The sequence below is a fragment of the Simplicispira metamorpha genome, assembly GCF_004341365.1.
GTDB classification, from domain to species: Bacteria; Pseudomonadota; Gammaproteobacteria; order Burkholderiales; family Burkholderiaceae_C; genus Simplicispira; species Simplicispira metamorpha.
In genome coordinates this window covers 95,979-116,508 of the sequence record NZ_SLXH01000011.1, presented here as the reverse complement: position 1 = coordinate 116,508, position 20,530 = coordinate 95,979, and the positions used below count along the sequence as shown (strand labels likewise).

At 61.7% G+C, this 20,530-nt stretch carries 22 protein-coding genes and 1 other RNA gene; 5 read left to right on the top strand and 18 right to left on the bottom strand.

Annotated features, from left to right (window positions below):
* Window positions 1-20: 20 nt before the first annotated feature.
* The 8 genes from EV674_RS07960 to EV674_RS07925 form a co-directional block, all read right to left on the bottom strand.
* Window positions 21-236, bottom strand: coding sequence for a hypothetical protein (locus EV674_RS07960; protein ID WP_132750393.1), 216 nt, complete (start codon window positions 234-236; stop codon window positions 21-23).
* A gap of 448 nt (window positions 237-684) precedes the next feature.
* A complete protein-coding gene (locus EV674_RS07955) occupies window positions 685-1,002 on the bottom strand; it encodes a helix-turn-helix transcriptional regulator (RefSeq protein ID WP_119012626.1) in 318 nt (105 codons plus the stop codon).
* Between the two features lie 406 nt (window positions 1,003-1,408).
* On the bottom strand, window positions 1,409-2,653 hold the full coding sequence (locus EV674_RS07950; protein ID WP_119012625.1) for a tyrosine-type recombinase/integrase: 1,245 nt from the start codon (window positions 2,651-2,653) through the stop codon (window positions 1,409-1,411).
* 192 nt (window positions 2,654-2,845) lie between these two features.
* Window positions 2,846-3,226: a transfer-messenger RNA gene (gene ssrA, locus EV674_RS07945) on the bottom strand.
* A gap of 30 nt (window positions 3,227-3,256) precedes the next feature.
* Window positions 3,257-4,543: an NYN domain-containing protein gene (locus tag EV674_RS07940; protein ID WP_119012624.1), complete on the bottom strand. Its 1,287-nt coding sequence runs from the start codon at window positions 4,541-4,543 to the stop codon at window positions 3,257-3,259.
* Between the two features lie 55 nt (window positions 4,544-4,598).
* Window positions 4,599-5,729 (bottom strand): site-specific integrase, encoded by a 1,131-nt coding sequence (locus tag EV674_RS07935; protein ID WP_241524892.1) that lies wholly within the window; start codon window positions 5,727-5,729, stop codon window positions 4,599-4,601.
* A complete protein-coding gene (pdxH, locus tag EV674_RS07930; RefSeq protein ID WP_119012622.1) occupies window positions 5,726-6,382 on the bottom strand; it encodes a pyridoxamine 5'-phosphate oxidase in 657 nt (218 codons plus the stop codon). The genes EV674_RS07935 and pdxH overlap by 4 nt, the downstream gene beginning before the upstream one ends.
* Window positions 6,383-6,447: 65 nt before the next feature.
* Entirely contained in the window at window positions 6,448-6,972 is a 525-nt protein-coding gene (locus tag EV674_RS07925; RefSeq protein WP_119012621.1) for a superoxide dismutase family protein, read from the bottom strand.
* Between the two features lie 186 nt (window positions 6,973-7,158).
* Here EV674_RS07925 and EV674_RS07920 point away from each other — a divergent pair, with 186 nt between their 5' ends.
* Entirely contained in the window at window positions 7,159-7,680 is a 522-nt protein-coding gene (locus EV674_RS07920) for an OmpA family protein (protein WP_119012620.1), read from the top strand.
* A 161-nt stretch (window positions 7,681-7,841) separates the two neighbouring features.
* On the opposite strand, the gene gloA is transcribed toward EV674_RS07920, so the two are convergent.
* Both gloA and EV674_RS07910 read right to left on the bottom strand, forming a co-directional pair.
* Entirely contained in the window at window positions 7,842-8,255 is a 414-nt protein-coding gene (gloA, locus tag EV674_RS07915; protein WP_241524891.1) for a lactoylglutathione lyase, read from the bottom strand.
* 16 nt (window positions 8,256-8,271) lie between these two features.
* Complete coding sequence (locus EV674_RS07910; RefSeq protein WP_119012618.1) at window positions 8,272-9,270, bottom strand: DNA-binding protein; 999 nt, start codon at window positions 9,268-9,270, stop codon at window positions 8,272-8,274.
* Window positions 9,271-9,381: 111 nt separating this feature from the next.
* Here EV674_RS07910 and EV674_RS07905 point away from each other — a divergent pair, with 111 nt between their 5' ends.
* Complete coding sequence (locus EV674_RS07905; protein WP_119012617.1) at window positions 9,382-10,446, top strand: tyrosine-type recombinase/integrase; 1,065 nt, start codon at window positions 9,382-9,384, stop codon at window positions 10,444-10,446.
* Between the two features lie 2 nt (window positions 10,447-10,448).
* Here EV674_RS07905 and EV674_RS07900 read toward each other — a convergent pair whose 3' ends face one another.
* Window positions 10,449-10,808, bottom strand: a complete 360-nt coding sequence (locus EV674_RS07900; RefSeq protein WP_119012616.1) for an ArsR/SmtB family transcription factor — start codon at window positions 10,806-10,808, stop codon at window positions 10,449-10,451.
* A 150-nt stretch (window positions 10,809-10,958) separates the two neighbouring features.
* Between EV674_RS07900 and EV674_RS07895 the strand changes: the two genes are divergently transcribed.
* Genes EV674_RS07895 through EV674_RS07885 form a run of 3 tightly spaced genes read left to right on the top strand, consistent with a single transcriptional unit; the run spans window position 10,959 to window position 11,839 of the window.
* Window positions 10,959-11,168: a YgaP family membrane protein gene (locus tag EV674_RS07895; RefSeq protein ID WP_119012615.1), complete on the top strand. Its 210-nt coding sequence runs from the start codon at window positions 10,959-10,961 to the stop codon at window positions 11,166-11,168.
* Window positions 11,169-11,218: 50 nt separating this feature from the next.
* A complete protein-coding gene (locus tag EV674_RS07890) occupies window positions 11,219-11,599 on the top strand; it encodes a rhodanese-like domain-containing protein (protein WP_119012614.1) in 381 nt (126 codons plus the stop codon).
* A gap of 33 nt (window positions 11,600-11,632) precedes the next feature.
* Window positions 11,633-11,839 carry a YgaP family membrane protein gene (locus EV674_RS07885; protein ID WP_119012640.1) on the top strand — a complete coding sequence of 69 codons (207 nt, stop codon included), beginning with the start codon at window positions 11,633-11,635 and terminating at the stop codon, window positions 11,837-11,839.
* Window positions 11,840-11,892: 53 nt separating this feature from the next.
* Here the strand turns inward: EV674_RS07885 and bioB are convergent, their stop codons facing one another.
* The 7 genes from bioB to meaB form a co-directional block, all read right to left on the bottom strand.
* Window positions 11,893-12,927, bottom strand: coding sequence for a biotin synthase BioB (bioB, locus tag EV674_RS07880; RefSeq protein WP_119012613.1), 1,035 nt, complete (start codon window positions 12,925-12,927; stop codon window positions 11,893-11,895).
* 337 nt (window positions 12,928-13,264) lie between these two features.
* Window positions 13,265-14,134, bottom strand: a complete 870-nt coding sequence (locus EV674_RS07875; RefSeq protein WP_206613234.1) for a spermidine synthase — start codon at window positions 14,132-14,134, stop codon at window positions 13,265-13,267.
* Between the two features lie 170 nt (window positions 14,135-14,304).
* Entirely contained in the window at window positions 14,305-14,949 is a 645-nt protein-coding gene (locus EV674_RS07870; protein ID WP_119012611.1) for a fused MFS/spermidine synthase, read from the bottom strand.
* The gene (locus EV674_RS07865) at window positions 14,949-15,434 is read right to left on the bottom strand and encodes a VOC family protein (protein ID WP_119012610.1); all 486 of its coding nucleotides are present in this window, start codon (window positions 15,432-15,434) and stop codon (window positions 14,949-14,951) included. The genes EV674_RS07870 and EV674_RS07865 overlap by 1 nt, the downstream gene beginning before the upstream one ends.
* 147 nt (window positions 15,435-15,581) lie before the next feature.
* Window positions 15,582-17,630, bottom strand: a complete 2,049-nt coding sequence (locus EV674_RS07860) for an acetyl-CoA carboxylase biotin carboxylase subunit (RefSeq protein WP_119012609.1) — start codon at window positions 17,628-17,630, stop codon at window positions 15,582-15,584.
* A 289-nt stretch (window positions 17,631-17,919) separates the two neighbouring features.
* Window positions 17,920-19,452 (bottom strand): acyl-CoA carboxylase subunit beta, encoded by a 1,533-nt coding sequence (locus tag EV674_RS07855; protein WP_119012608.1) that lies wholly within the window; start codon window positions 19,450-19,452, stop codon window positions 17,920-17,922.
* 21 nt (window positions 19,453-19,473) lie between these two features.
* Window positions 19,474-20,454: a methylmalonyl Co-A mutase-associated GTPase MeaB gene (gene meaB, locus EV674_RS07850; protein ID WP_241524895.1), complete on the bottom strand. Its 981-nt coding sequence runs from the start codon at window positions 20,452-20,454 to the stop codon at window positions 19,474-19,476.
* Window positions 20,455-20,530: the final 76 nt, after the last annotated feature.

Below are 20,530 nucleotides of genomic sequence, written 5' to 3'. Positions count from 1 at the left end.
GCTCTTGAAGGTGGTGCTGCTCATGCTGCTGCCTCCGCGCGCTCAAACGCGGCCAGGCGGCGCAGTGCGGTCAGGGCTTGGACGCTCTTGCGGGCGGCGGCTGCGTGTTGGTGGCGGGCGGCGTACCAGCGCGCCATGGCACAGGCGTTGACGGCCTCAAAGTGCAGGGCGACGGTATCGAGGGTGGGGGCGTGCGCAGACGCGGGCGCAGTGCGGCCCTGGGGGGTGTTAGCCATGGTGGCTCCTACTGAACAGGTTTGAAACCTGCCCTCCCCGTCGCCAAACGGGGGTGGCAGACCGTGCGGGGTTGGCGAACCGGCAGTAGGAACCGGCACACCCTTGCGGGTGTCCCCACACGGCCTGCCAAAAAGGTAAGCCATGTGTGCCATGCGCAGCGCATGGGCGTAAAAAAGCCGCTGTCCAAAATGGGCGCGGCTGCTGCGCCTACTGATAGATGGGTCGCCAAACCCGTGGTGCTTTTTAGCACCTGAGCGAACTGTAGCACGGCCCCAGCCCGATGGCGAGGCACACCAGGCGCGCAGCGCAGCGGTGTTGATCGTGTCGCGCAGCGCCAGCAGGCGGGCCATGGCGGTAAACTTCGCGGTGTCTGTGCAGCCTGCCGGGTGAGTGGAATCCCCGGTGGGCTTTTTTACGTCTGTGCAAAAGAGCATGGTCAGTGCCCCCTTACGCTGCGGCCTGGGCGTTGATCCATGCGCGCACATCGGCCACCTTCCAAGCGGTAATGGCGGCACCCAGCTTGAGCGGCGCGGGAAACTCGCCCGCCTTCACTTTTCTCCAGAGAGTCGCCGGGCTGAAAGGCAGGGGCGCTGGGCGGGTCGGGTGCTTGGGGTCACGTACCAATTGCGATTGGCGAACCAGCGCCGAATCAGGCAGCTCGTCAAAGCTGGGAATTGCCACCGTCGCGCGCTGTGCCGCCACCTGGGGCGTGCCGTCTTGGGTCTGCTTCTTGCGGGCCTTGGGGGCCAAAGTTGTTGCCGTCATATCTTCTCCGTGTGCTCAGTAAGCAGCCGTGGCCTTTGGCTGCTTGCTGTGCGATTGCTTGAAATTGCGCGCAGCACGAAGAATGCGATCTGTCAAACGTTTCCCTAAACCCTATACTGGGCGACTTCTGAGATTTAGCGGCACTGAATGACATAAAGTGAAGCAGTATCAATAACTTAGAGCCGATTTTTTCTGAGTTTTTACCCACACTAAAAACGGCAAGAAAACGCTTTTTCATGGCGTGCAGTGATCTGGTGCGGGAGTTTTTGGGCGTAAAAAAGCCAGCTCGGCGGCTGGCTTGTGGGATTGTGACGGCTTGCTGTGCTGGTCAAAAGTAGGATGGTGACGCCATCTTTCACAGGTACTGGCGGCAGCGCCCGCCGCCGCCATGAGGCGGCTGTTGGAGCTACGCCACCTTCACCAGCGGGATGACCTGGGCGCCCGTGCGCAGCGTGTCCAGGTAGTTGGCCCACGTCTGCATCATGGCCCGGCGCTGTTCCATGTATTCGGCGCGGTCGTAGGCGCTGCCCAATGCGCCTTTTTTGCCGTGGGCCAGTTGCGCCTCTACCATCGCCTCGGGGATGCCCACCATGCGCTCGGCAATCATGGTTCTGGCCATCGCCCGGAATCCGTGCGGGACGTGCTGGTGGGTGCCGTAGTCCATGCGCTTCAACGCGGCGTTGACGGTCACTTCAGACATTGGGCGCAGTGCAGAACGCACGTTCGGCAAAACGTAGCGCCCGCTGCCGGTCAGGGGTTGGAGCCCTTGCAAGATGGCCACGGCCTGCCGCGCCAGCGGGACATAGTGCGGCTTGCCGTTCATCTTTTCGCTGATCGTGCGCTTCATGCTCACGGGCGGGATGGTCATCATGGCGTTGTCCAGGTCAATCCACGCCCATTCCATCGCGCGGATATTGCCGGGCCGCTGAAAGAGCAGGGCGGAAAGCTGCAACGCGGCCTTGGTGACGGGTGAACCCGAGTAATCCTCGATGGCCCGCAGCATGGCCCCCACTTGGGCGGGCTCCACCACAGCGGCAAAGTTTTTGGCGACATGCGGTGTCAGTGCGCCCTTGAGATCGGGCACAGGGTTTTGCTCGATACGGCCCGTCTGCACCGCGTAGCGAAACACCTGCCCGGCCATCTGCTGCATATCGTGGGCGGTGCTCAAAATGCCCTTGGCTTCTGCTTTGCGCAGCGCGGCCAAAACATCTTTGGGCTTGATGCTCTCCAGTGGCTTGTCGCCCAGCACTGGGAATAAATACAGCTCACTGGTGCGCAGCCACTTGTTGGCGTGAACCTCGCTCCAGCCTGGCGCCTTGAGCTGGTGGAACTCGCGGGCCAATGTTTCGTAGGTGTTGGTGGCGGCCACCTTGGCGGCGTGCTTTTCCTCGCGCTTGGCGGTACTTGGGTCTATGTCTTGGGCCAGTTGCTCTTTGGCGCGCTTGCGGGCTTCGCGGGCGTCTGCCAACGACACTGCCGGGTAAACGCCAATGGCCAGTGTCTTTTGCTTGCCGTGCATGCGGTAAGCCATGCGCCAGTATTTGCCCGCTGCGGTGACGTGAAGGTACAACCCCCCGCCGTCGCTGTGCTTATCGCCGCTGGGCTTGCCGCTGTGTTTGGCGTTCTTGGTGAAGGTGTCTGTAAGGGCCATGGCTGCATCCTTGTGTTGGTTGTTGGTTGTTGGTATGCGGTTTGTGGGTATGCGCCACCTGCCAACAGAACTACCAACAAAGTGTTGGGATGCCATGATGCCCCGTGACACGGTATAAGGCAAAGAAAAAGCCCCGCTCCTATGGGGGAGGGGGGCTTTTGGGACGGCCTGATATGGCCTGATATGAGAAATTGGTGGAGCCGGGGGGAATTGAACCCCCGTCCGAAAGCCATCAACAAGCAGTTCTACATGCGTAGTCGTCTGATTTGGATCTCGTCTGGTATGCCGCGCAGCGACACGCTGCATACCCAACCAGTAACCTATTTTCTCGGTCTGTTCTAAGTTACCCAAAACAAACCCAGCCGAATTAAATTACCCCACAGCCTGGACAGCTTACGCCGCCCTTGCCCAGCCTATCGGCTTGCTGTTGTGAGGCTCACTGGCAATTAAGCAGCGAGTGCGAAACGTTCGTCGTTTGCAGTTACTTTTTTTCCAGAAAGATTAACGAGCTTACTGGAAGGCTCGGCACGCTCCACTTGAATCAGTACCCCCGTCGAAACCAAAGTCGGCCCCTGGAAAGTTGTCGCATTCTATACCAGAAGCCTAAAAAATGCTGGCGACGTCAGCGCCCACCCACTGGCGAACGGCGCTGCGTTGGCCATCGTCAAGCCACAGCTCTTCGCGGGCACAGAGTTTTTCCAGGTTGTTGGCCATCTGGGTGGCCAGCTGCTGCGGTGTGTCTTGACCTTGACCAAATTGGTGACCGCACATCAGCAGGCCGCGCAGCACCCAATTGACGTCTTCACGGCTGATATCGCATTGGGCAATGCGACATAGGTCACGCACACGCTTGCCGGTCTCGCGCAGGTGGAAGGGGTGCTCTGCCAGGTCGGTGGCCATGGCATTCCAGAGGCCCTGAAACTCTGCCCGCGTCAGATGTGGGGCGTCGGTGGCATCGCACACCTGCTGGAGTAGTTGCGGGTCGGTGGAGTCGAGCAGGTGATTTTTGCTGGCGGGGGGCTGAGGGCAGGCGTGCCGACGCGGGTCATAGAGGTAGCCGCCGGAGTGCGACCAGTCCAGCAGCAGTGGCTCCAGGTTGAGTATTTCCACAAAACGGCGAAAGCTGCCTTGTCCTGCCCAACTGGCGCCGTCCAGCCCTGGAACCTGAGTGGGCAGTTTGCTGGCCAGACGGGCCAGCGGGATGGCCAGATCGGAGTTAGCTACTTCGGTACGGATGATTTGTGTGGCGAGCTCACGCACATCTTGCTGGTCTGCACGGGTTTCCTGTTGGGGTTGGGCGAGGGGTATTGCTGTGCTGCTGAAATAGGTGCTAGGGCGCAGCGGTAAGCGCAGGTGGTCGTTGTCATCGTTCTCGCCCAGGGCGTCGCGTACAAAAGTGTCGGTATCGATCAGTAAATCGGCCGATGCTTGGTATGCCGCCGACGGAAAACCTACCGCCAACACGGTAGTGCGCCGGTCACTGCGGCGCAGTTTGCGCAACACCGGCGTAAAGTCAGCATCAGCAGAGAAGACGATGAATTCGTCGAAACGGGTTTCGTGCTGCAACAAGTCCACCATGTCCAGAACCATGTGGATGTCGGTGCTGGTCTTGCCCTCAGTGGTCATGGGCGGGCAGTCTATGGTCTCAAAGCCTGCGCGGTTGAAGTGGGGGCGAAAACGTTGATAGACGTGTGGGTTGAAGTAGCAGCGGCGCACTAGCAGGCGTCGGGTGTTGCTGCCTGTTGGGGCATGCTCAGGAAGCGGAAGGCGGTCAGTCAACCAGCGCAGCCAGTCCAGCGGCTGGCGGGCAAAGCGCTCGGCGTAGTGCAGGTCGAGGCGGCGCAATGCGCTGTAAACGTTGTCGAAATCGATAAAAAGTGCGCTTTTCATGGGCTGGCAGAAGTTGGGGCGCTGATTGTGCCTGCCTTATGTGTCTGTGCAGACGTTACAGGCCCGGTGTCGGTGTTTCGAGTTGGTGGCGTAAATGGCCCAGTGCGCGGGTGTTTTCGACGCCGATGCGGCGCACGATCTCCATTTCACTGAGGCCTGCGCGCAGCCAGGTAACGATGGCGGTATTGCGCATGACCTGTGGCCCCACCCGGTGCAGAGGCCATTGCTGCGTACTGCTGGGGGTATCAGCATGGGCCTGATGTATCACTTTGGATGCTACATGGAACAATGCACGAATGGACAGCGGCCCGCCACCTTTGCGTGAATGAAAGAGGCGGCCTGTCAGTTCGGGATTGTGGGCTTGGCGGTACTGTAGCCAGGCTGCAAGGGCGGTGCCCAAGCGCGGAGTCAGGGGCAGGGTGCGTTGCTGGGCTTTGCGTGCGCCGACAATGTGCAGGGCTGCGGGTGATGCGCCGCAAGATGGCGTCCAGGGCTGGCGTAGGTCATCAAGCAGACAGTCGTCGGTGAGGACGCGTACTTCCTCCGGAGCCAAAGCCAGGTCGTACAGCAGCAACAAAATGGCACGGTCACGGGCGCCTTGCAGGCAGTCGCTGTCGGGGAATTGTGCTGGCAGACGTGCCCACAGTGCAGGCGGCAGGCAATGTCCCAGTTGTTCTACTGCGCGTGGGCGCTCGGCACGGGGCAGGTGGGCGACAGGGCTGGTTTCCAGCCAGCCTTGCTGTACGGCGTAGGCATAAACCCGGTCGAGTACGCGCCAATAGCGTCTGCGTGTGACTTCGCTAAGTTGTCGCTCTGGCTCATGGTTTGCCCGTTGGCCTGCACGTATGCGCAGAAAACGGGCTACGTCTTCGGCGCGTGCCTCGTTCCATTGGCGTATGCGTGCAGGTGGGCAGGGCTGTGCTTTATCTGTGCTTGGCTGCAAGCTTTCCAGCCAAGCGTTCCAGATGGTTTCGTAAACGCTTTGGGGTTCATCGCGCAAGGCGTGAAAAGCTTTGTTGCTTTCGGCACCGAGCCAGCGCTGAAATACCAATGCACCAGTAGGAGCAGAAGAAGGTGATGGAGGTATGTCCATGACTTTAATGTAACTTACATTATTTATACAAAAACAAAAAATGGAGAAGTAATCAGAAATGGCAATTGAGCCCAACCCTTTTATTTGAATCAAGGTGCCAAGCGCTCGCGCACCCAGATCACGCCATCCTGGCGGTATTGCAGCCTGTCGTGCAGACGGCTTTTGCGACCTTGCCAAAATTCCCAGCGTTCGGGCCGCAGGCGAAAACCACCCCAGTGTGCAGGGCGGGGTGGTTGCAACAAAAACTGTGCACCATATTTGGCCGCATTGGCTACCAACACACCACGCCCAGAAATCACCTGGCTTTGCGGACTGGCCCAGGCACCAATGCGTGAATCAAGCGGACGGCTATGAAAATACGCGTCGCTTTCTGCATCGCTGACTCTTTCTACGGTGCCTTCAATGCGCACCACACGCTCCAGTTCCACCCAATGAAATTGCAGGGCAGCGTAAGGGTTGCCTGCCAGCTGCTGGCCTTTGCGGCTGGCGTAGTTGGTGTACCAGACGATGCCGTGCGCATCGTATCCCTTGATCAGTACCACGCGCGTGCTCGGGCGCAGGTCACTGCCCACGGTGGCCACGGTCATGGCGTTGGGCTCAGGTACTTGGGCACTGATGGCTTCTTTGAGCCATTGGTCGAACTGCTGTAGTGGGTCAGCGTGCGATGCGTCTTCGTGGAGTTCTGCGCGTTCGTAGCTTTTACGCAGGTCGGCGATGGAGGAGGAGAGACGGGTCATAGCGCACATTGTGCCCCCTGCCATCATCACCAAGGCCGACGGCAAGGGCACGGCAGGGTAGGTGAGATGTTGTTTTATTGGCGCGAGATCACTGCACAGGCCAGCCGAGGGCCTGCATTGCCTGTGGGCTGTGTGGTGTAGTCGTCTGGATCGCGGTGAACAATCAGGCCGCGTCCCACCACGTCATTGATGCCGCTGCCAACAGCAATGTTGCGCGATTCAAAGCTGAACGTGGCAACGCCGTGGGTATCGGCACGCAGGCTGGGTAAATCCCCAGTGTGGTGTTCGCCCATGCCATGGTGGCCATGCGGCTTGCCGGATGGATTGAAATGCCCGCCTGCGCTCAGGCCATCGCTGCTGGAACAATCGCCTTTTTCATGGATATGAAACCCGTGCTCGGCACCCGGCTTGAGGCCGCGCACCTCGCCAGAAACATGCACCACACCATTCGAAGATTGTTCAAAACGCACTGTGCCTGTGACGGTACTTGCGCGCGTTGGCTGGAGTTGGGCTAAGGCCGTCGGCCCGGCTGAGTAAGCAGCGCAACCGGCCAGTGACGCTATGGCAACAAGGCCCCAGAAAGCAGAAGAAGTACGCATGATTCAAACCCCTGTCGTAATGAAAAGACCCGATGCGCACTATGTGCTGTTTCTGGCCGCGCAGTCAATCGGTTCCTGGTCAGCGAACGGCATGCACCCGAGCAAACGACAAAGCCGTTGATACAAAACTTTAGAATTTGCAGGGATTTCTCAATCCGCCATTCCATTATTTACGGAGTTTCCAATATGTCTTTCAGCAGTTCCGATGACGACAGCCAGCAACGTTTTGCCTTGGGTTTTTTGTTTGCACTGATTGCGCTGGTCGTGTCTATCGTGGTGGGTACAGTGGTCTACAAACGGGGAATTCCCCACGCGCCGAAGCCCGCAGCAGCAGCGCCAGCGCAGGCAGCAGTTGCCGAGGTCGCAGTCGTCACCGAGGATGTGGCCAGTGTGCGCGTGGAGGGCGGCGTGGTGACGTTCTATTTCGCGTCTGGTAAAGCCGATGTGGCGTCCGGCGCCAGCAACGCGTTGGCAGACGTAGTGCAAGGCGTGGCTGCTGGAAAAAAGGCGCTGGTGTCGGGTTTTCATGACGCTACGGGCAGCGCTGAACTGAACGCCGAATTGTCCAAACAGCGCGCGCTGGCAGTGCGCGACGCGCTGTTGGCGCTGGGTGTGGCCGAGGCCAGCATTGAGCTGAAAAAGCCCGAAGAGACGCAACTCGGCGGCCCTGCTGAGCAAGCTCGCCGCGTGGAAGTGGTGCTGGAGTAAATCTGATGCTCACAGAAAAGGAGCGTGTACCGCTTGGTACATCACGCTTTCAGCACCAAAACTAGCTGAAAGCGTTGCAGGATAAGCGCAAGCAGCTCACTTTTTTGAATCTATGCAAGCGCCCAACGCCTGGAATGCAGGCGAGGGCGCTTTTCTTTTGTTCAGCGCAGGCCTGCGCCACCGGCGCCTTCAGCGCGCTGGATCAGCTCAATTTTGTAGCCATCAGGGTCGGTGACAAAAGCAATCACCGTGCTGCCACCTTTGACGGGGCCCGCCTCGCGCGTCACGTTGCCACCGGCGGCCTTGATTTTTTCGCAGGCGGCGTAGGCGTCGGGCACGCCCAGGGCGATGTGGCCGTAGGCGTTGCCATGGTCATAGGTTTCGGTGCCCCAGTTGTAGGTCAGCTCAATTTCAGCCTGGGCGGGATTGCCGCCTTCAAAGCCCAAAAATGCCAGCGAGTATTGGTATTCGGGGTTTTCGGACTGGCGCAGCAGTTGCATGCCCAGCACTTGGGTATAGAAATCAATCGAGCGTTGAAGGTTGCCAACGCGCAGCATGGTGTGGAGGAATCTCATGGCTGCCATTGTGCCGTCAGCGATTTTTCCCCAGTTTGCGGCGTGGAATACGCGTGGCAAGCGGGATGCTGCGTGCGGCGCTGATGGCGTGGGGTCTGGCCGTGGCTGTAGCTGTGCTGGCGGGCTGTAGCGCAGCGTTTTGCATTTGTGCCAGTAAGGTGTGCGCCTGTGCTGCTTGGATTTGCGTGCTGGCCAGTTCCTGGCGCAGGGCGCTGGTCTGGTTGGCGTGCTCCAGCGCCAATGCGTGGTGTGTGGCGCGCGTGGCGTCCAATTCGGCTTGCAGCGCTTGCTGCTTACGGGTGGCATCTTGCGCAATCAACACGGTTTTTTTGATCTCCTGGCGCGCGCGATCCAGCTCCTCCAGCCAATGGCGCTCACTGCTGCGCCAGCGTTCTTCCAGCGCGGTGCGCTCTTGTTGTGCCTGCACTTGCATGTGATCCAGACGTTGTTGTAGCCCGGCGCATTGCTGTGCGCTGTCGGCCAGGGCTGTGCGCTGCTGGGCAATATCGGCTTCGCGCTGCGCCAGCGTGTGCTGGAGCAATTGCCCGCGCTGCTGGCTCTCGTGCCATTGTTCTGTGGCCTTTTGCAAGGCGCCTTCGAGGGCCCGCAAGCGCTCAGTCCAGGCCAGCTCTTGGGCTTGCAGCCGGGTACTGGCTTCTTGCAGCTGCGCGGCCTCATCGGCCAGTGCCGCACGCTGGGCGGCGCAGGCGTCTTGTGCCTGCGCCAGCGACTCCTGGAGGGCGGTGGCCCACAGCGCGTTGGCCGCTTGCAGCACGGCGGCGGGCGTATCGGTCTGGCCTGGCGGATGTGTTGCGCCGCCCAGCCGCTGGCCCAACCCAGAAAACCATTGCTCCAGCATCGGCCCCACGGTGTTGGGCGAGCCACGGCCTATGCGCTGGCGAATGCGCTCAATGGTGGGGCGCAGGCCGTCTTGCAGCAGCGCATCGGCCGCCTGGGCAACGTCCTCGTACTGGATTCCACGGGCGGGTTTGGATGGGATGGGATGGTTTGGCATAGATTGAAATTAGAATACGATAATAAAATGTTATCGTGTTTTATTATTGATATTTGTAATACATCATACGTAACATGTATTTTTTAATATTTTAGCTAGTGCCATATACCCATGAACCTGTCTTTGCTTGCACCAGCCACGGCTTTGCAGCCGTCCACCCTGAACGATGTCACCCGCAGCGCCATGCAGGATTTGCTGCGCGAAGGCGAATCGCAAAACACCCTGGCCAGCTACCGGGCGGCGCTGCGCTACTGGGCAGCGTGGTACGGCCTGCGCTACGGTGGCCAAATCCAGTTGCCATTGCCCGTGGCGTGCGTGCTGCAATTTGTGGTGGACCACGCCCAGCGCATGACGGCCAAGGGTCTGCAATCCGAACTGCCCCGTGAGATAGATGAGGCGCTGGTGGCTGGCGGCTACAAAGGCAAGATCGGGCCGATGGCGCACACCACGCTGGTACATCGGATTTCTGTGATGTCCAAAGCGCACCAGATGCGGGCCGTGCCCAACCCCTGCCACGACGCCCAGGTGCGCGAGCTGCTCTCGCGCACACGCAAGGCCTACGCCAAACGCGGTGATTTGCCGCGCAAAAAGGCGGCCCTGACCAAAGACCCGCTGCAAGCCCTGCTGGAAACCTGCGATGACTCTTTGCGCGGCAAACGCGACCGCGCCTTGCTGCTGTTTGCCTGGGCCAGTGGCGGGCGGCGGCGTTCTGAAGTGGCCAGCGCCAGCCTGCAATCGCTGCGGCGCATCGGGCCTGCCGAGTTTGTGTACACCCTGGCCCACTCCAAAACCAACCAATCAGGCCGTGACCAGCCGGAAAACCAAAAACCCGTGCTCGGTCAGGCGGGTGCGGCTTTGCAGGTGTGGCTGGACGCCAGCGGCATCACTGAGGGGCTGATTTTTCGGCGGATTCTGAAAGGTGGGCACCTGGGCGGTGCCATGTCCGGTGCGGGGGTGCGCACCATCGTGCAGGCGCGCTGCGCGCTGGCGGGCATCGAGGGGGATTTTTCAGCGCACTCTTTGCGCTCGGGGTTCGTGACCGAGGCCGGACGGCAAAACGTGCCGCTGGCCGACACCATGGCGCTGACCGGCCACCAGAGCATTCCGACGGTGATGGGCTATTTCCGGGCCGAGTCGGTCATCCTGAACCAGGGTGCGCGCCTGCTGGACGAGTAACTTCAGGCCGCGTCGCTCACGACAGCGGCGCGGCTGAACAGGGCCTGCTGGCTTTGCGCGGCACGTTCAAATTGCCGGGCGATGTTGTCGCACACCAAGTCACACAGCGCGTACACGGAAGGATCGGAAATCCGGTAGTACACGCTGGTGCCCCGGCTCTCGCGAGCCACCAGGCCGTGCTGGCTCAACAGCGACAAGTGGCGCGAGATATTGGCCGCTGTGTAGCCGCACAGCTGGGCCAGTTCGCCCACGTTGTGCTCGCCCTGGCGCAAAAAATTCAGAATGCGCAGCCGCGTAGGTTCGGCCAGCGCCTGGAAATACGCTGCAACCTGCTGCAGCGCCTCGGGAGGTAAGTTTTTCATGGGGCATGCATTCTCGTATAGGCCGCCAGCCCGGGCTGGATGGACGCGGATGGATTCCATCTATGATACGCCAATTGACTAATTAGCTGATTAGTTAAACAATAGGCAAATAGACCTGTCCATACATTGCAATCGGGGAGAAACCGCACCATGACCTCTTGGCAAATTGTCCGGCTGATGGCTGGCATATTCATTCTTGTGTCACTGGCGCTGGGGGTGCCCGGCAGCCCGGTGTTTGTCAGCCCGTGGTGGCTGGCGTTCACGGCGTTTGTCGGGGCCAATTTGCTGCAAAGCGCCCTCACCCGCTGGTGCCTGATGGAAACCATCTTGCGCAAATTGGGCGTACAGCCCGGCTGCTGATGCGGCCTGCTCTGCCGGTGCAGAACCTTCATCTACCCAGGAAATCATCCATGAAAAATGCCCACGATCTGGTCGCCACTGCCAAGGCGCGCATCCAGGAAGTCTCTGTGGAACAGGCTGAGCAAGCCATCCTTGATGCCGATGTGCTGCTGGACGTGCGCGAGGCTGACGAATTTGCAGCAGGCCACCTGCCCGGCGCTGTGCTGGTGCCACGCGGCCTGCTGGAGTTCAAGCTCAGCGCCGACCCGGCGCTGCAAGCGCGTGACCTGAAAGTGGTGCTGTATTGCAAAACCAGTGGCCGCGCGGCCTTGGCGGCCTGCGCCATGCAAGACATGGGCTACCTGAACGTGCGCTCCATTGCGGGCGGATTTGACGCCTGGGCCGTTGCGGGCAAGCCCGTGGCACGGCCCGAACTGCCTTCCTTTGAGTAACCGCGCCTGCCCTTTTTTTCAAGGAGAACAATGATGAAAGCCAATGTAGGAACCATAGACCGGGTGCTGCGCATCGTGGTGGGTTTGGTGTTGATGGCCCTGGCCGCCACCGGCACGGTGGGCTGGTGGGGGTGGCTGGGCGCCATTCCTTTAGCGACCGGGCTTTTCCGGTTTTGCCCGGCCTATACGCTGCTGGGCGTGAACACCTGCCCACTGAATCCGTCCGAGCCAAAACCCTGAAATTTGAAGCCAAATCGGCCTCAAACCCTTGCTTGGTAAGCGCTTTCAGCTATTTAATCCATAGCGCTGACCTGGTGCCCCTGCAACCCCAGTTTGTGCAGCAATTGCACATCCGCTTGCACGTCGGGGTTGCCGGTGACGAGCAGCTTGTCACCGTAAAAAATCGAGTTGGCCCCGGCCATGAAGCACAGCGCCTGCACGGCGTCGCCCATTTGCTGGCGCCCGGCTGACAAGCGCACCCGCGCCGTGGGCATGGTGATGCGGGCCACGGCAATCACGCGCACAAAATCAAACGGGTCAATGGGCGCACTGTCGGCCAGCGGCGTTCCGGGCACGCGCACCAGGCTGTTGATGGGCACCGACTCCGGGTAGGGGTTGAGGTTGGCCAGCTGCGCAATCAGCCCGGCGCGGTGTACGGGCGCCTCGCCCATGCCCACAATGCCGCCGCAGCACACGCTGATGCCTGCCGCGCGCACATGCTGCAAAGTGTCCAGCCGATCCTGGTAGGCGCGGGTGCTGACCACGTCCTGGTAGTACTCGGGCGCGGTGTCGAGGTTGTGGTTGTAGTAATCCAGCCCTGATTCCTTGAGCGCCTGCGCCTGGTGCGCTTGCAACATGCCCAGCGTGGCGCAGGTTTGCAGGCCCAGTCCTTTGACGGCAGACACCAGCTCCGACATCTTTTCAATATCGCGGTCTTTGGGCGCGCGCCAGGCGGCGCCCATGCAAAAGCGCGTGGCGCCAGCGTCTTTGGCGGCCTGCGCGGCGCGCACCACCTCGTCCACCGCCATCAGTTTGTCGGCCTGCACGCCGGTATCGAACTCGGCCGACTGGGGGCAATAGCCGCAGTTTTCTGGGCAGCCGCCGGTTTTGACCGACAGCAGCGTGGCCAGCTCGATATCGCCTGCGGGCCAGTGCTGGCGGTGAACGGTTTGCGCCTCAAACAGCAAGTCGAGCAAAGGCTTGTCCAGCAACACCTGGATGGCCTGCACCGACCAGGGGCCGGGCTGTGCAGCGGGTGCCGCCGGGGTGCGGTGCCATTGCACGGTGTGGGACGTGGCGGCATCGGGCGTGGTAACGGGTGCGGGCATGGAGGGGGTCTTTCTTTCAAGGTGGCGGGTCACGGTGGCGCCCCAAAGGCGCTGGCCCGCAGGTCACAAATCACGCCACATGGTGGGCAGTGGCGTTGGCATAAAAACCGGATTTTGCGTGATAAATAAAGGACTTTTATCGCCGAAAGGTGACAAATTGCGCCACTTTTATGAAAGCTATTTTGGTCTTTTGCCAGCAGATGCAGTGCTTTTGCCAGCCGATCAAAACACCCCAGCGGGCCATGCGCCAACCCATGCCATCGTGCAGCGATATGGCGCTATCTCCGGGGCGCCGCGCGTGGCCCGGTGCGGGCTTTTCTGCCGCAAGCGCCCTGCTCTAGCGCAGCAACAGGTTGGATGGGGAGTACTGGTCGGTCAGCACCCGCACGCCGGTTGCGCTGGGCTGCTGTGCAAAACGCGGCAGCAAATCGCGCGATGACAAGCCCAGCAGGGCCAGCCGCTCGTCCCACAGCGCCGCATTTTTTTGCACCTCTGGTAGCGGCGGCAGGCCATCTCGGCGCGCCAGCATGATGCGGTTGCCGCCCTGCATGTCCACGTTGTAGAGCTGGCCAAACACCGCCTGGTAGGTGGCGGCCTCATGCTGGGCCAGCGTACCGGCGGCAAAGGTGTTGGCCGCTAGCACGCCCTGCGGGGCCAGCAGGGATTGGACTTCGTGCAGAAACTCGCGTGTCAGCAGGTGCTCGGGGATGTAGTCGCGGTCAAAGGCGTCGATCAGCACCAGGTCGTACACGGCGGCGGCGCGGCGCTGCTTGCGCACAAACACCCGCGCGTCATCGACATGGCTGCGCAGGCGCGCGTCTTCGCGGTAGCCAAAATGCGAGCGCGCCACGGCCAGCACGGCGGGGTCGAGCTCCACGGTGTCGATGTGCATATTGGCATCGACGGCGCGCAGCGCCATCGGCATCACGCCCCCGCCCAAGCCCAGAATAAGCACCCGGCGCGGCGGCTGCGGCGCCAGGTACAGCGCCGTGAACAGCCCCCGCGTGTAGTTGAGCACCAGCCGGTGCGGCTGGCCGATCTGGATGCAGGTCTGGCGCGCCTGAAAACGGCCAAACTGCATGCAGCGGTAGCCCTCGCCTTCGCGCACCAGGATGTTGCGGTACAGCGATTTTTGCTGGTACACCGTGTCGGTCAGCACAAACTGCTCGCCCTGCCCGGCGGCAGCGCTGCTGGCACCGGCTGTCATGGCCAACGCCAGCGCAACTTTTCCCATACCGTGCCAAAGCGCCCTGGCAGCGACGGGCCAGCGTATTCCGCTGCGTAGTCTGAGCAGCACGGCGGCAAGCAGGAGCGGCCACGCCGTTCCGGTCCAGCACGCCCAGTAGCCACGGCCTGGCGGCGTCTGTCCGCTGGCCATCACGGCGACGCCCGGCGCCAAAGCCGGTCGGCCAGCACCAGGCTGCTGCCCACCAGCGCCGATACGCCCATGAAGCACAGCAAGATGGTGTGAATCTCCAGGTACAGCACCAGGTAGAACGAGGTCAGGATGGTGCCCGCCGCCGAGCCCAGCGTAGAGACAAAATACAGCCGCCCCGCCGACAGCCCCGAGCTGTCCAGCGCCGACACCAGCAGGCGCACGGCATACGGCGAGATCATTCCCGACAGCACCGTGGGCGCGCCAAACAGCAGCAGCGACCCCAGCAGCGAGCCATAGCGCGGATCTGGCACGGCGTCGGCCAGCGCCTCCAGCACCACATCGCCCAGTGCAATCACCGGCAAGGCCAGCAGCGCCTCGCCCAGCAGCAGCAGGCCCAGCCGACTCAGCGTGGGCTGGTGCAAGGACAGCCGCCCGCCCAGCAAATAGCCCACCGAGAGGCAGGCCATGAACACGGCAATCACGCCGCCCCAGACAAAAATGCTGTTGCCGAAAAACGGGGCCAGCAAACGCCCGCCCAGCAGCTCGACCCCCATGACGAAAAAGCCGCTCCAGAGCGCAGCGGCATACACCAGCAGGGTGCGCGGTGACAAAGCGGCGGGCAAAGACAGCGGCGGCGCAGGCATCAGCCCAGCGCGGCAATCACTTCGGGCGGGGCCTGCACCAGCTCGATCAGCACGCCCTCGCCTGCAATCGGAAACTGCTCGTTGCTCTTGGGGTGCAAAAAGGTGATGTCGTAACCGGCGGCGCCCTTGCGGATGCCACCGGGCGCAAAGCGCACGCCCTGCGCCGTGAGCCATTCCACCGCTTTGGGCAAATCGTCAATCCACAGGCCGATGTGGTTCAGCGGCGTGGTGTGGACGGCGGGCTTTTTCTCGATGTCCATGGGCTGCATGATGTCCACTTCCACCTTGTAGGCGCCCTGCCCCATGGCCAGGATGTCTTCATCGACGTTCTCGCGCTCGCTCTGGAAGGTGCCGGTTTGCTCCAGGCCGAACATGTCCACCCACAGGGTTTTCATGCGCTGCTTGTCGGTGCCGCCAATGGCGATTTGCTGGATGCCCAGTACCTTGAACGGGCGGGCGGTGGTGGGCGTGGTGCTCTGGGTCATGGTGTTCTCCGGAAAAGGTGCAGTTTTTACTATGCTTTTAATAGCTTTCAGCGCCCGCTGCGCAAGGGCTGAAGGCCAAAAACATTCAAAATTCAGGCAAAAGAAAGGGGCACGAAGCCCCTTTCCTGTTCAGCGTGGGCGCTGGGTTTATTGGAACTCGATGATGACCTGATCCACGCTGAGCGATTCGCCCTTGGCCGCCACGATCTTGCTGACCACGCCATCTTGCGCGGCAAACAGCACGTTTTCCATCTTCATGGCTTCGATCACGGCCAGCTTTTCGCCGGCCTGCACGGCCTGGCCGGGCGCTACCGCCACATCCACCAGCAAGCCGGGCATGGGCGAGAGCAGGAAGCGCGACAAATCGGGCGGTGCCTTGTAGGGCATCAGCTGGTGCAGGCGTGCGCCCAGGGGCGACAGCACCATGGCTTCGATCTGCGTGCCGTTGTGCGCGATGCGCAGGGCCAGCGGGTTCTTGGGCGTGCCGCGCTCGACCTGGGCGGTAAAGCCCATGCCGTTGCACTGGCCCTGCACGCGGATCTGTCCCAGCGTGGCGGTGCTACTGATTTGGTAGCTGCTAGCGCCCACCGTGACTGCGCTGGAGCGCGATTTGTCTTCAAAGTCTGTGACCGAGACGTCGTGGTAGTCTTTCTGGCCTTCGTGGCCCAGCACGGCCACCACGAACTGCTCGCCCACCTTCACTTCGTGCCCGGCCATCTGGCCGCTGATGCCCGAGGCGCGTGCGCGGTAGCGGCGGTTCATGTAGGCGGCCAGCGCCACCAGGAACAGCGGATCTTCGTGCGGCACATCGGCAGCGTGGAAGCCCTGGCTGTAGTTTTCTGCGATGAAGCCAGTGTTGAAGTCGCCCGAGACAAACTTCGGGTGCGCCAACAAAGCCGCCTGGAACGGGATGTTGCTGCTGATGCCGCGAATGACAAAACCGTTCAGCGCAGCGCGCATCTTGGCAATGGCGTCGTTGCGGTCAGTGCCGTGCACGATGAGCTTGGCGATCATCGAGTCGTAGTACATCGGGATCTCGCCGCCCTCGTACACGCCGGTGTCCACGCGCACGCCCAGCTTTTTGCTGGTGTCGGACTGGAACATGGTTTCTTCCGGCGGCTGAAAGCGCACCAGACGGCCCGTGGACGGCAAAAAGTTGCGGAACGGGTCTTCGGCGTTGATGCGGCACTCGATGGCCCAGCCGTCGCGCTTGACATCGGCTTGCGTGAGCGGCAGCGCCTCGCCAGCGGCCACGCGGATCATCAGTTCCACCAGATCGAGGCCGGTGATGCATTCCGTCACCGGGTGCTCCACTTGCAGGCGGGTGTTCATCTCCAGGAAGTAGAAATCCTGGTCTTTGCCGACCACGAATTCGACGGTGCCCGCGCTTTGGTACTTCACGGCCTTGGCCAGTTGTACGGCCTGCTCGCCCATGGCCTTGCGTGTGGCCTCCGAGATAAAGGGCGACGGCGCCTCTTCAATCACCTTCTGGTGGCGCCGCTGGATGGAGCATTCGCGCTCGTTCAGGTAAATCACGTTGCCGTGGCTGTCGCCCAGCACCTGGATTTCGATGTGGCGCGGCTCCTGCACAAATTTTTCGATAAAGATGCGGTCGTCGCCAAAGCTGTTGCGTGCTTCGTTCTGGCAGCTGGCAAAGCCGTCAAACGCCTCCTTGTCGTTGAAGGCCACGCGCAGGCCCTTGCCGCCGCCGCCCGCCGATGCCTTGATCATCACCGGGTAGCCAATGCCTTTGGCGATTTCCACGGCCTGCTCGGGGCCGCTGATGGCATCGTTGTAGCCGGGGATGGTGTTGACCTTGGCCTCGTTGGCCAGCTTCTTGGACGCGATCTTGTCGCCCATGGCGGCAATCGAGTGCGCCTTGGGGCCGATGAAGGCAATGCCTTCGTCTTCGCAGCGCTTGGCAAAGGCTTCGTTTTCGCTCAGAAAACCGTAGCCGGGGTGGATGGCCTGGGCGCCGGTCTGTTTGGCAGCGGCAATGATTTTGTCGGCCAGAAGGTAGCTGTCGCGGCTGGGCGCGGTACCAATGCGCACGGCCTCGTCGGCCAGCAGCACGTGGCGCGCTTCTTTGTCGGCGTCAGAGTAAACGGCGACGGTGGCAATGCCCATTTTTTTCGCCGTGGCAATCACGCGGCAGGCAATTTCGCCACGGTTGGCAATCAGAATTTTGGTGAACATGTGAATCTCCGGAATCTTTACTGGATGGCGTTGGGGCCCGCCATGGGTGGGGTGCATTTATCTCCGCTCATGTCCCCCGCCCTGCGGGCTCCTCCTTGACTTCGCTGCGATAAACGCACCCCATCCATGGCTACAAAGGAGGTGTTTTCCATCCTTGAAAATGCGGCACCAAGACGGGGCTGTGTGGGCGTTTTGCGCAGGTCAAGGAGGAGCGCGCAGCGCGGGGGACACGGAGCAAAGCGCCCACGCAGCCCCATCCACCCCCTGACGTGTCGCACTGGTGTTGCCTTTACAGCGGAATATTCCCGTGCTTGCGCCACGGGTTTTCCAGCTTCTTGTCGCGCAGCATGACCAGGCTACGGCAGATGCGCTTGCGCGTCTCGTGCGGCAGGATCACGTCGTCGATGAAGCCGCGCGCGCCCGCCACGAAGGGGTTGGCAAAGCGTTCTTTGTATTCGGCTTCGCGGGCGGCGAGCTTGACGGGGTCGTTCTTGTCTTCGCGGAAGATGATCTCGACGGCGCCCTTGGCACCCATCACGGCGATTTCCGCATCAGGCCAGGCCAGGTTGACGTCGCCGCGCAGGTGCTTGGAGCTCATCACGTCGTACGCGCCGCCGTAGGCCTTGCGCGTGATGATGGTGATCTTGGGCACGGTGCACTCGGCATACGCGTAGAGCAGCTTGGCGCCGTGCTTGATGATGCCGCCGTACTCTTGGCTGGTGCCAGGCATGAAGCCGGGCACATCGACAAACGTAATGACCGGGATGTTGAACGCATCGCAAAAGCGCACAAAGCGCGCGGCTTTGATGCTGCTCTTGATGTCCAGGCAGCCGGCCAGCACCAGCGGCTGGTTGGCCACGATGCCCACGGTCTGGCCTTCCATGCGGCCAAAGCCGATGATGATGTTCTTGGCGTAGTCGGGTTGCAGCTCAAAGAAGTCGCCATCGTCCACGGTTTTGACGATCAGCTCCTTCATGTCGTAGGGCTGGTTGGCGTTGTCGGGCACCAGCGTGTCCAGCGACAGGTCGGCGCGGTCTGCCGGGTCGTGGCTGGGGCGCACGGGGGCTTTTTCGCGGTTGGACAGCGGCAGGTAGTTGTACAGGCGGCGCAGCATGAGCAGCGCTTCGACATCGTTGTCAAAGGCCATGTCGGCCACGCCGCTCTTGGTGGTGTGGGTGATGGCGCCGCCCAGCTCTTCAGCGGTCACGTCTTCGTGCGTCACGGTCTTGACCACTTCAGGGCCGGTGACAAACATGTAGCTGCTGTCTTTGACCATGAAAATGAAGTCGGTCATGGCAGGCGAATACACCGCACCGCCCGCCGAGGGGCCCATGATCATGCTGATCTGGGGCACCACACCGCTGGCCATGACGTTGCGCTGGAACACATCAGCGTAGCCGCCCAGGCTGGCCACGCCTTCCTGGATGCGCGCGCCGCCCGAGTCGTTCAGGCCGATCACCGGAGCGCCCACTTTCATCGCCTGGTCCATGACCTTGCAGATTTTCTCGGCGTGCGCTTCCGACAGGGCGCCGCCAAACACCGTGAAGTCCTGGCTGAACACGAACACCAGGCGGCCGTTGATCATGCCGTAGCCCGTGACCACGCCGTCGCCCGGAATCTTGTTGTCCTGCATGCCGAAGTCGGCGCAGCGGTGCTCGACGAACATGTCCCATTCTTCAAAAGTGCCGTCGTCCAGCAGCAGCTCGATGCGCTCGCGCGCGGTGAGCTTGCCTTTGCTGTGCTGCGCGTCGATGCGCTTTTGCCCACCGCCCAACCGGGCCTGCGCGCGCTTTTTCTCCAGTTGTTCCAGGATGCTTTGCATGGTTCGTCCTTGTTGAATGTGCTATGTGTTTGCTATGGATTGTGTAGCTGTAAGCGCTTGCCCCGCGTGGGCTGAGAGCAGATTTCGTGCTGCGGTAGAGGCCGCAATGCGCCCCGCCGACACATCGGCCAGCAAGGCAGGCAGGCGCGCTTGCACCAGCGCGTTCTGGTGGAAAGCGTGTTTCAGGCCGGCCTCGATGCGTTGCCACATCCAGGCCAGGTTTTGCTGCTGGCGCCGGGCAGCGCGGCGGCCATTGGCGGTTTGCAGGGTATTGAACTCGGTCACGGCGGCCCAGAACTCCGCCACGCCCGTGCCCGCCAGGGCACTGATCTGCAACACCTTGGGTTGCCAGAAGCTGGCGTCGTGGCGCTCGTGGCCAGCGCTGCCGTGCAGGCCCAGCAGGCGCAGGCTGGAGGTGATTTGTGCCTGTGCGCGCGTGGCGGCATTCGGGTCGATGTCGGCCTTGTTGATGACCACTAGGTCGGCAATCTCCATCACGCCCTTTTTGATGGCTTGCAGCTCATCGCCTGCGTTAGGCAGTTGCAAGAGCACGAACATGTCGGTCATGCCCCACACGGTGGTCTCACTCTGGCCCACGCCCACGGTCTCGACGATGACCACGTCGTAGCCAGCGGCCTCGCAGACCAGCATGGCCTCGCGGGTTTTTTCGGCCACGCCGCCCAGGGTGCCGCTGCTGGGGCTGGGGCGGATGTAGGCCTCTTCGCGCACCGACAGATGCTCCATGCGCGTCTTGTCGCCCAGGATGGAGCCGCCCGAGACGCTGCTGGAGGGGTCAATGGCCAGCACCGCCACGCGCAGGCCCTGGCCAATCAGGTACAGCCCCAGTGTTTCGATGAAGGTGGATTTGCCCACGCCCGGCACACCGCTGATGCCCAGCCGCAGCGCTTTGCCCGTGTGCGGCAACAGCTGCGTGAGCAGCTCATCACCCTGCGCGCGGTGGTCGGCGCGGGTCGATTCGAGCAGCGTGATGGCCTTGGCCATGGCGCGGCGCTGCTGCACTGGATTGCCATGCAGCAGCGCCTGTTGCAGCGCTGTCACCGCAGGGGTCGGCACCGCC

Excerpts from the sequence above, each read along its gene's own strand:
- EV674_RS07885 (WP_119012640.1), top strand. The coding sequence starts at position 11,633 with ATGAAAGCCAATGTAGGAACCATAGACCGGGTGCTGCGCATCGTGGTG.
- EV674_RS07890 (WP_119012614.1), top strand. The coding sequence starts at position 11,219 with ATGAAAAATGCCCACGATCTGGTCGCCACTGCCAAGGCGCGCATCCAG.
- EV674_RS07910 (WP_119012618.1), bottom strand. The coding sequence starts at position 9,270 with ATGCCAAACCATCCCATCCCATCCAAACCCGCCCGTGGAATCCAGTAC.
- EV674_RS07870 (WP_119012611.1), bottom strand. The coding sequence starts at position 14,949 with ATGCCTGCGCCGCCGCTGTCTTTGCCCGCCGCTTTGTCACCGCGCACC.
- meaB (WP_241524895.1), bottom strand. The coding sequence starts at position 20,454 with ATGGCCAAGGCCATCACGCTGCTCGAATCGACCCGCGCCGACCACCGC.
- EV674_RS07950 (WP_119012625.1), bottom strand. The coding sequence starts at position 2,653 with ATGGCCCTTACAGACACCTTCACCAAGAACGCCAAACACAGCGGCAAG.
- EV674_RS07875 (WP_206613234.1), bottom strand. The coding sequence starts at position 14,134 with ATGACAGCCGGTGCCAGCAGCGCTGCCGCCGGGCAGGGCGAGCAGTTT.
- EV674_RS07895 (WP_119012615.1), top strand. The coding sequence starts at position 10,959 with ATGACCTCTTGGCAAATTGTCCGGCTGATGGCTGGCATATTCATTCTT.
- EV674_RS07955 (WP_119012626.1), bottom strand. The coding sequence starts at position 1,002 with ATGACGGCAACAACTTTGGCCCCCAAGGCCCGCAAGAAGCAGACCCAA.
- gloA (WP_241524891.1), bottom strand. The coding sequence starts at position 8,255 with ATGAGATTCCTCCACACCATGCTGCGCGTTGGCAACCTTCAACGCTCG.
- EV674_RS07905 (WP_119012617.1), top strand. The coding sequence starts at position 9,382 with ATGAACCTGTCTTTGCTTGCACCAGCCACGGCTTTGCAGCCGTCCACC.
- EV674_RS07855 (WP_119012608.1), bottom strand. The coding sequence starts at position 19,452 with ATGCAAAGCATCCTGGAACAACTGGAGAAAAAGCGCGCGCAGGCCCGG.
- EV674_RS07925 (WP_119012621.1), bottom strand. The coding sequence starts at position 6,972 with ATGCGTACTTCTTCTGCTTTCTGGGGCCTTGTTGCCATAGCGTCACTG.
- EV674_RS07900 (WP_119012616.1), bottom strand. The coding sequence starts at position 10,808 with ATGAAAAACTTACCTCCCGAGGCGCTGCAGCAGGTTGCAGCGTATTTC.
- bioB (WP_119012613.1), bottom strand. The coding sequence starts at position 12,927 with ATGCCCGCACCCGTTACCACGCCCGATGCCGCCACGTCCCACACCGTG.
- EV674_RS07940 (WP_119012624.1), bottom strand. The coding sequence starts at position 4,543 with ATGAAAAGCGCACTTTTTATCGATTTCGACAACGTTTACAGCGCATTG.
- EV674_RS07960 (WP_132750393.1), bottom strand. The coding sequence starts at position 236 with ATGGCTAACACCCCCCAGGGCCGCACTGCGCCCGCGTCTGCGCACGCC.
- EV674_RS07920 (WP_119012620.1), top strand. The coding sequence starts at position 7,159 with ATGTCTTTCAGCAGTTCCGATGACGACAGCCAGCAACGTTTTGCCTTG.
- EV674_RS07860 (WP_119012609.1), bottom strand. The coding sequence starts at position 17,630 with ATGTTCACCAAAATTCTGATTGCCAACCGTGGCGAAATTGCCTGCCGC.
- pdxH (WP_119012622.1), bottom strand. The coding sequence starts at position 6,382 with ATGTGCGCTATGACCCGTCTCTCCTCCTCCATCGCCGACCTGCGTAAA.
- EV674_RS07865 (WP_119012610.1), bottom strand. The coding sequence starts at position 15,434 with ATGACCCAGAGCACCACGCCCACCACCGCCCGCCCGTTCAAGGTACTG.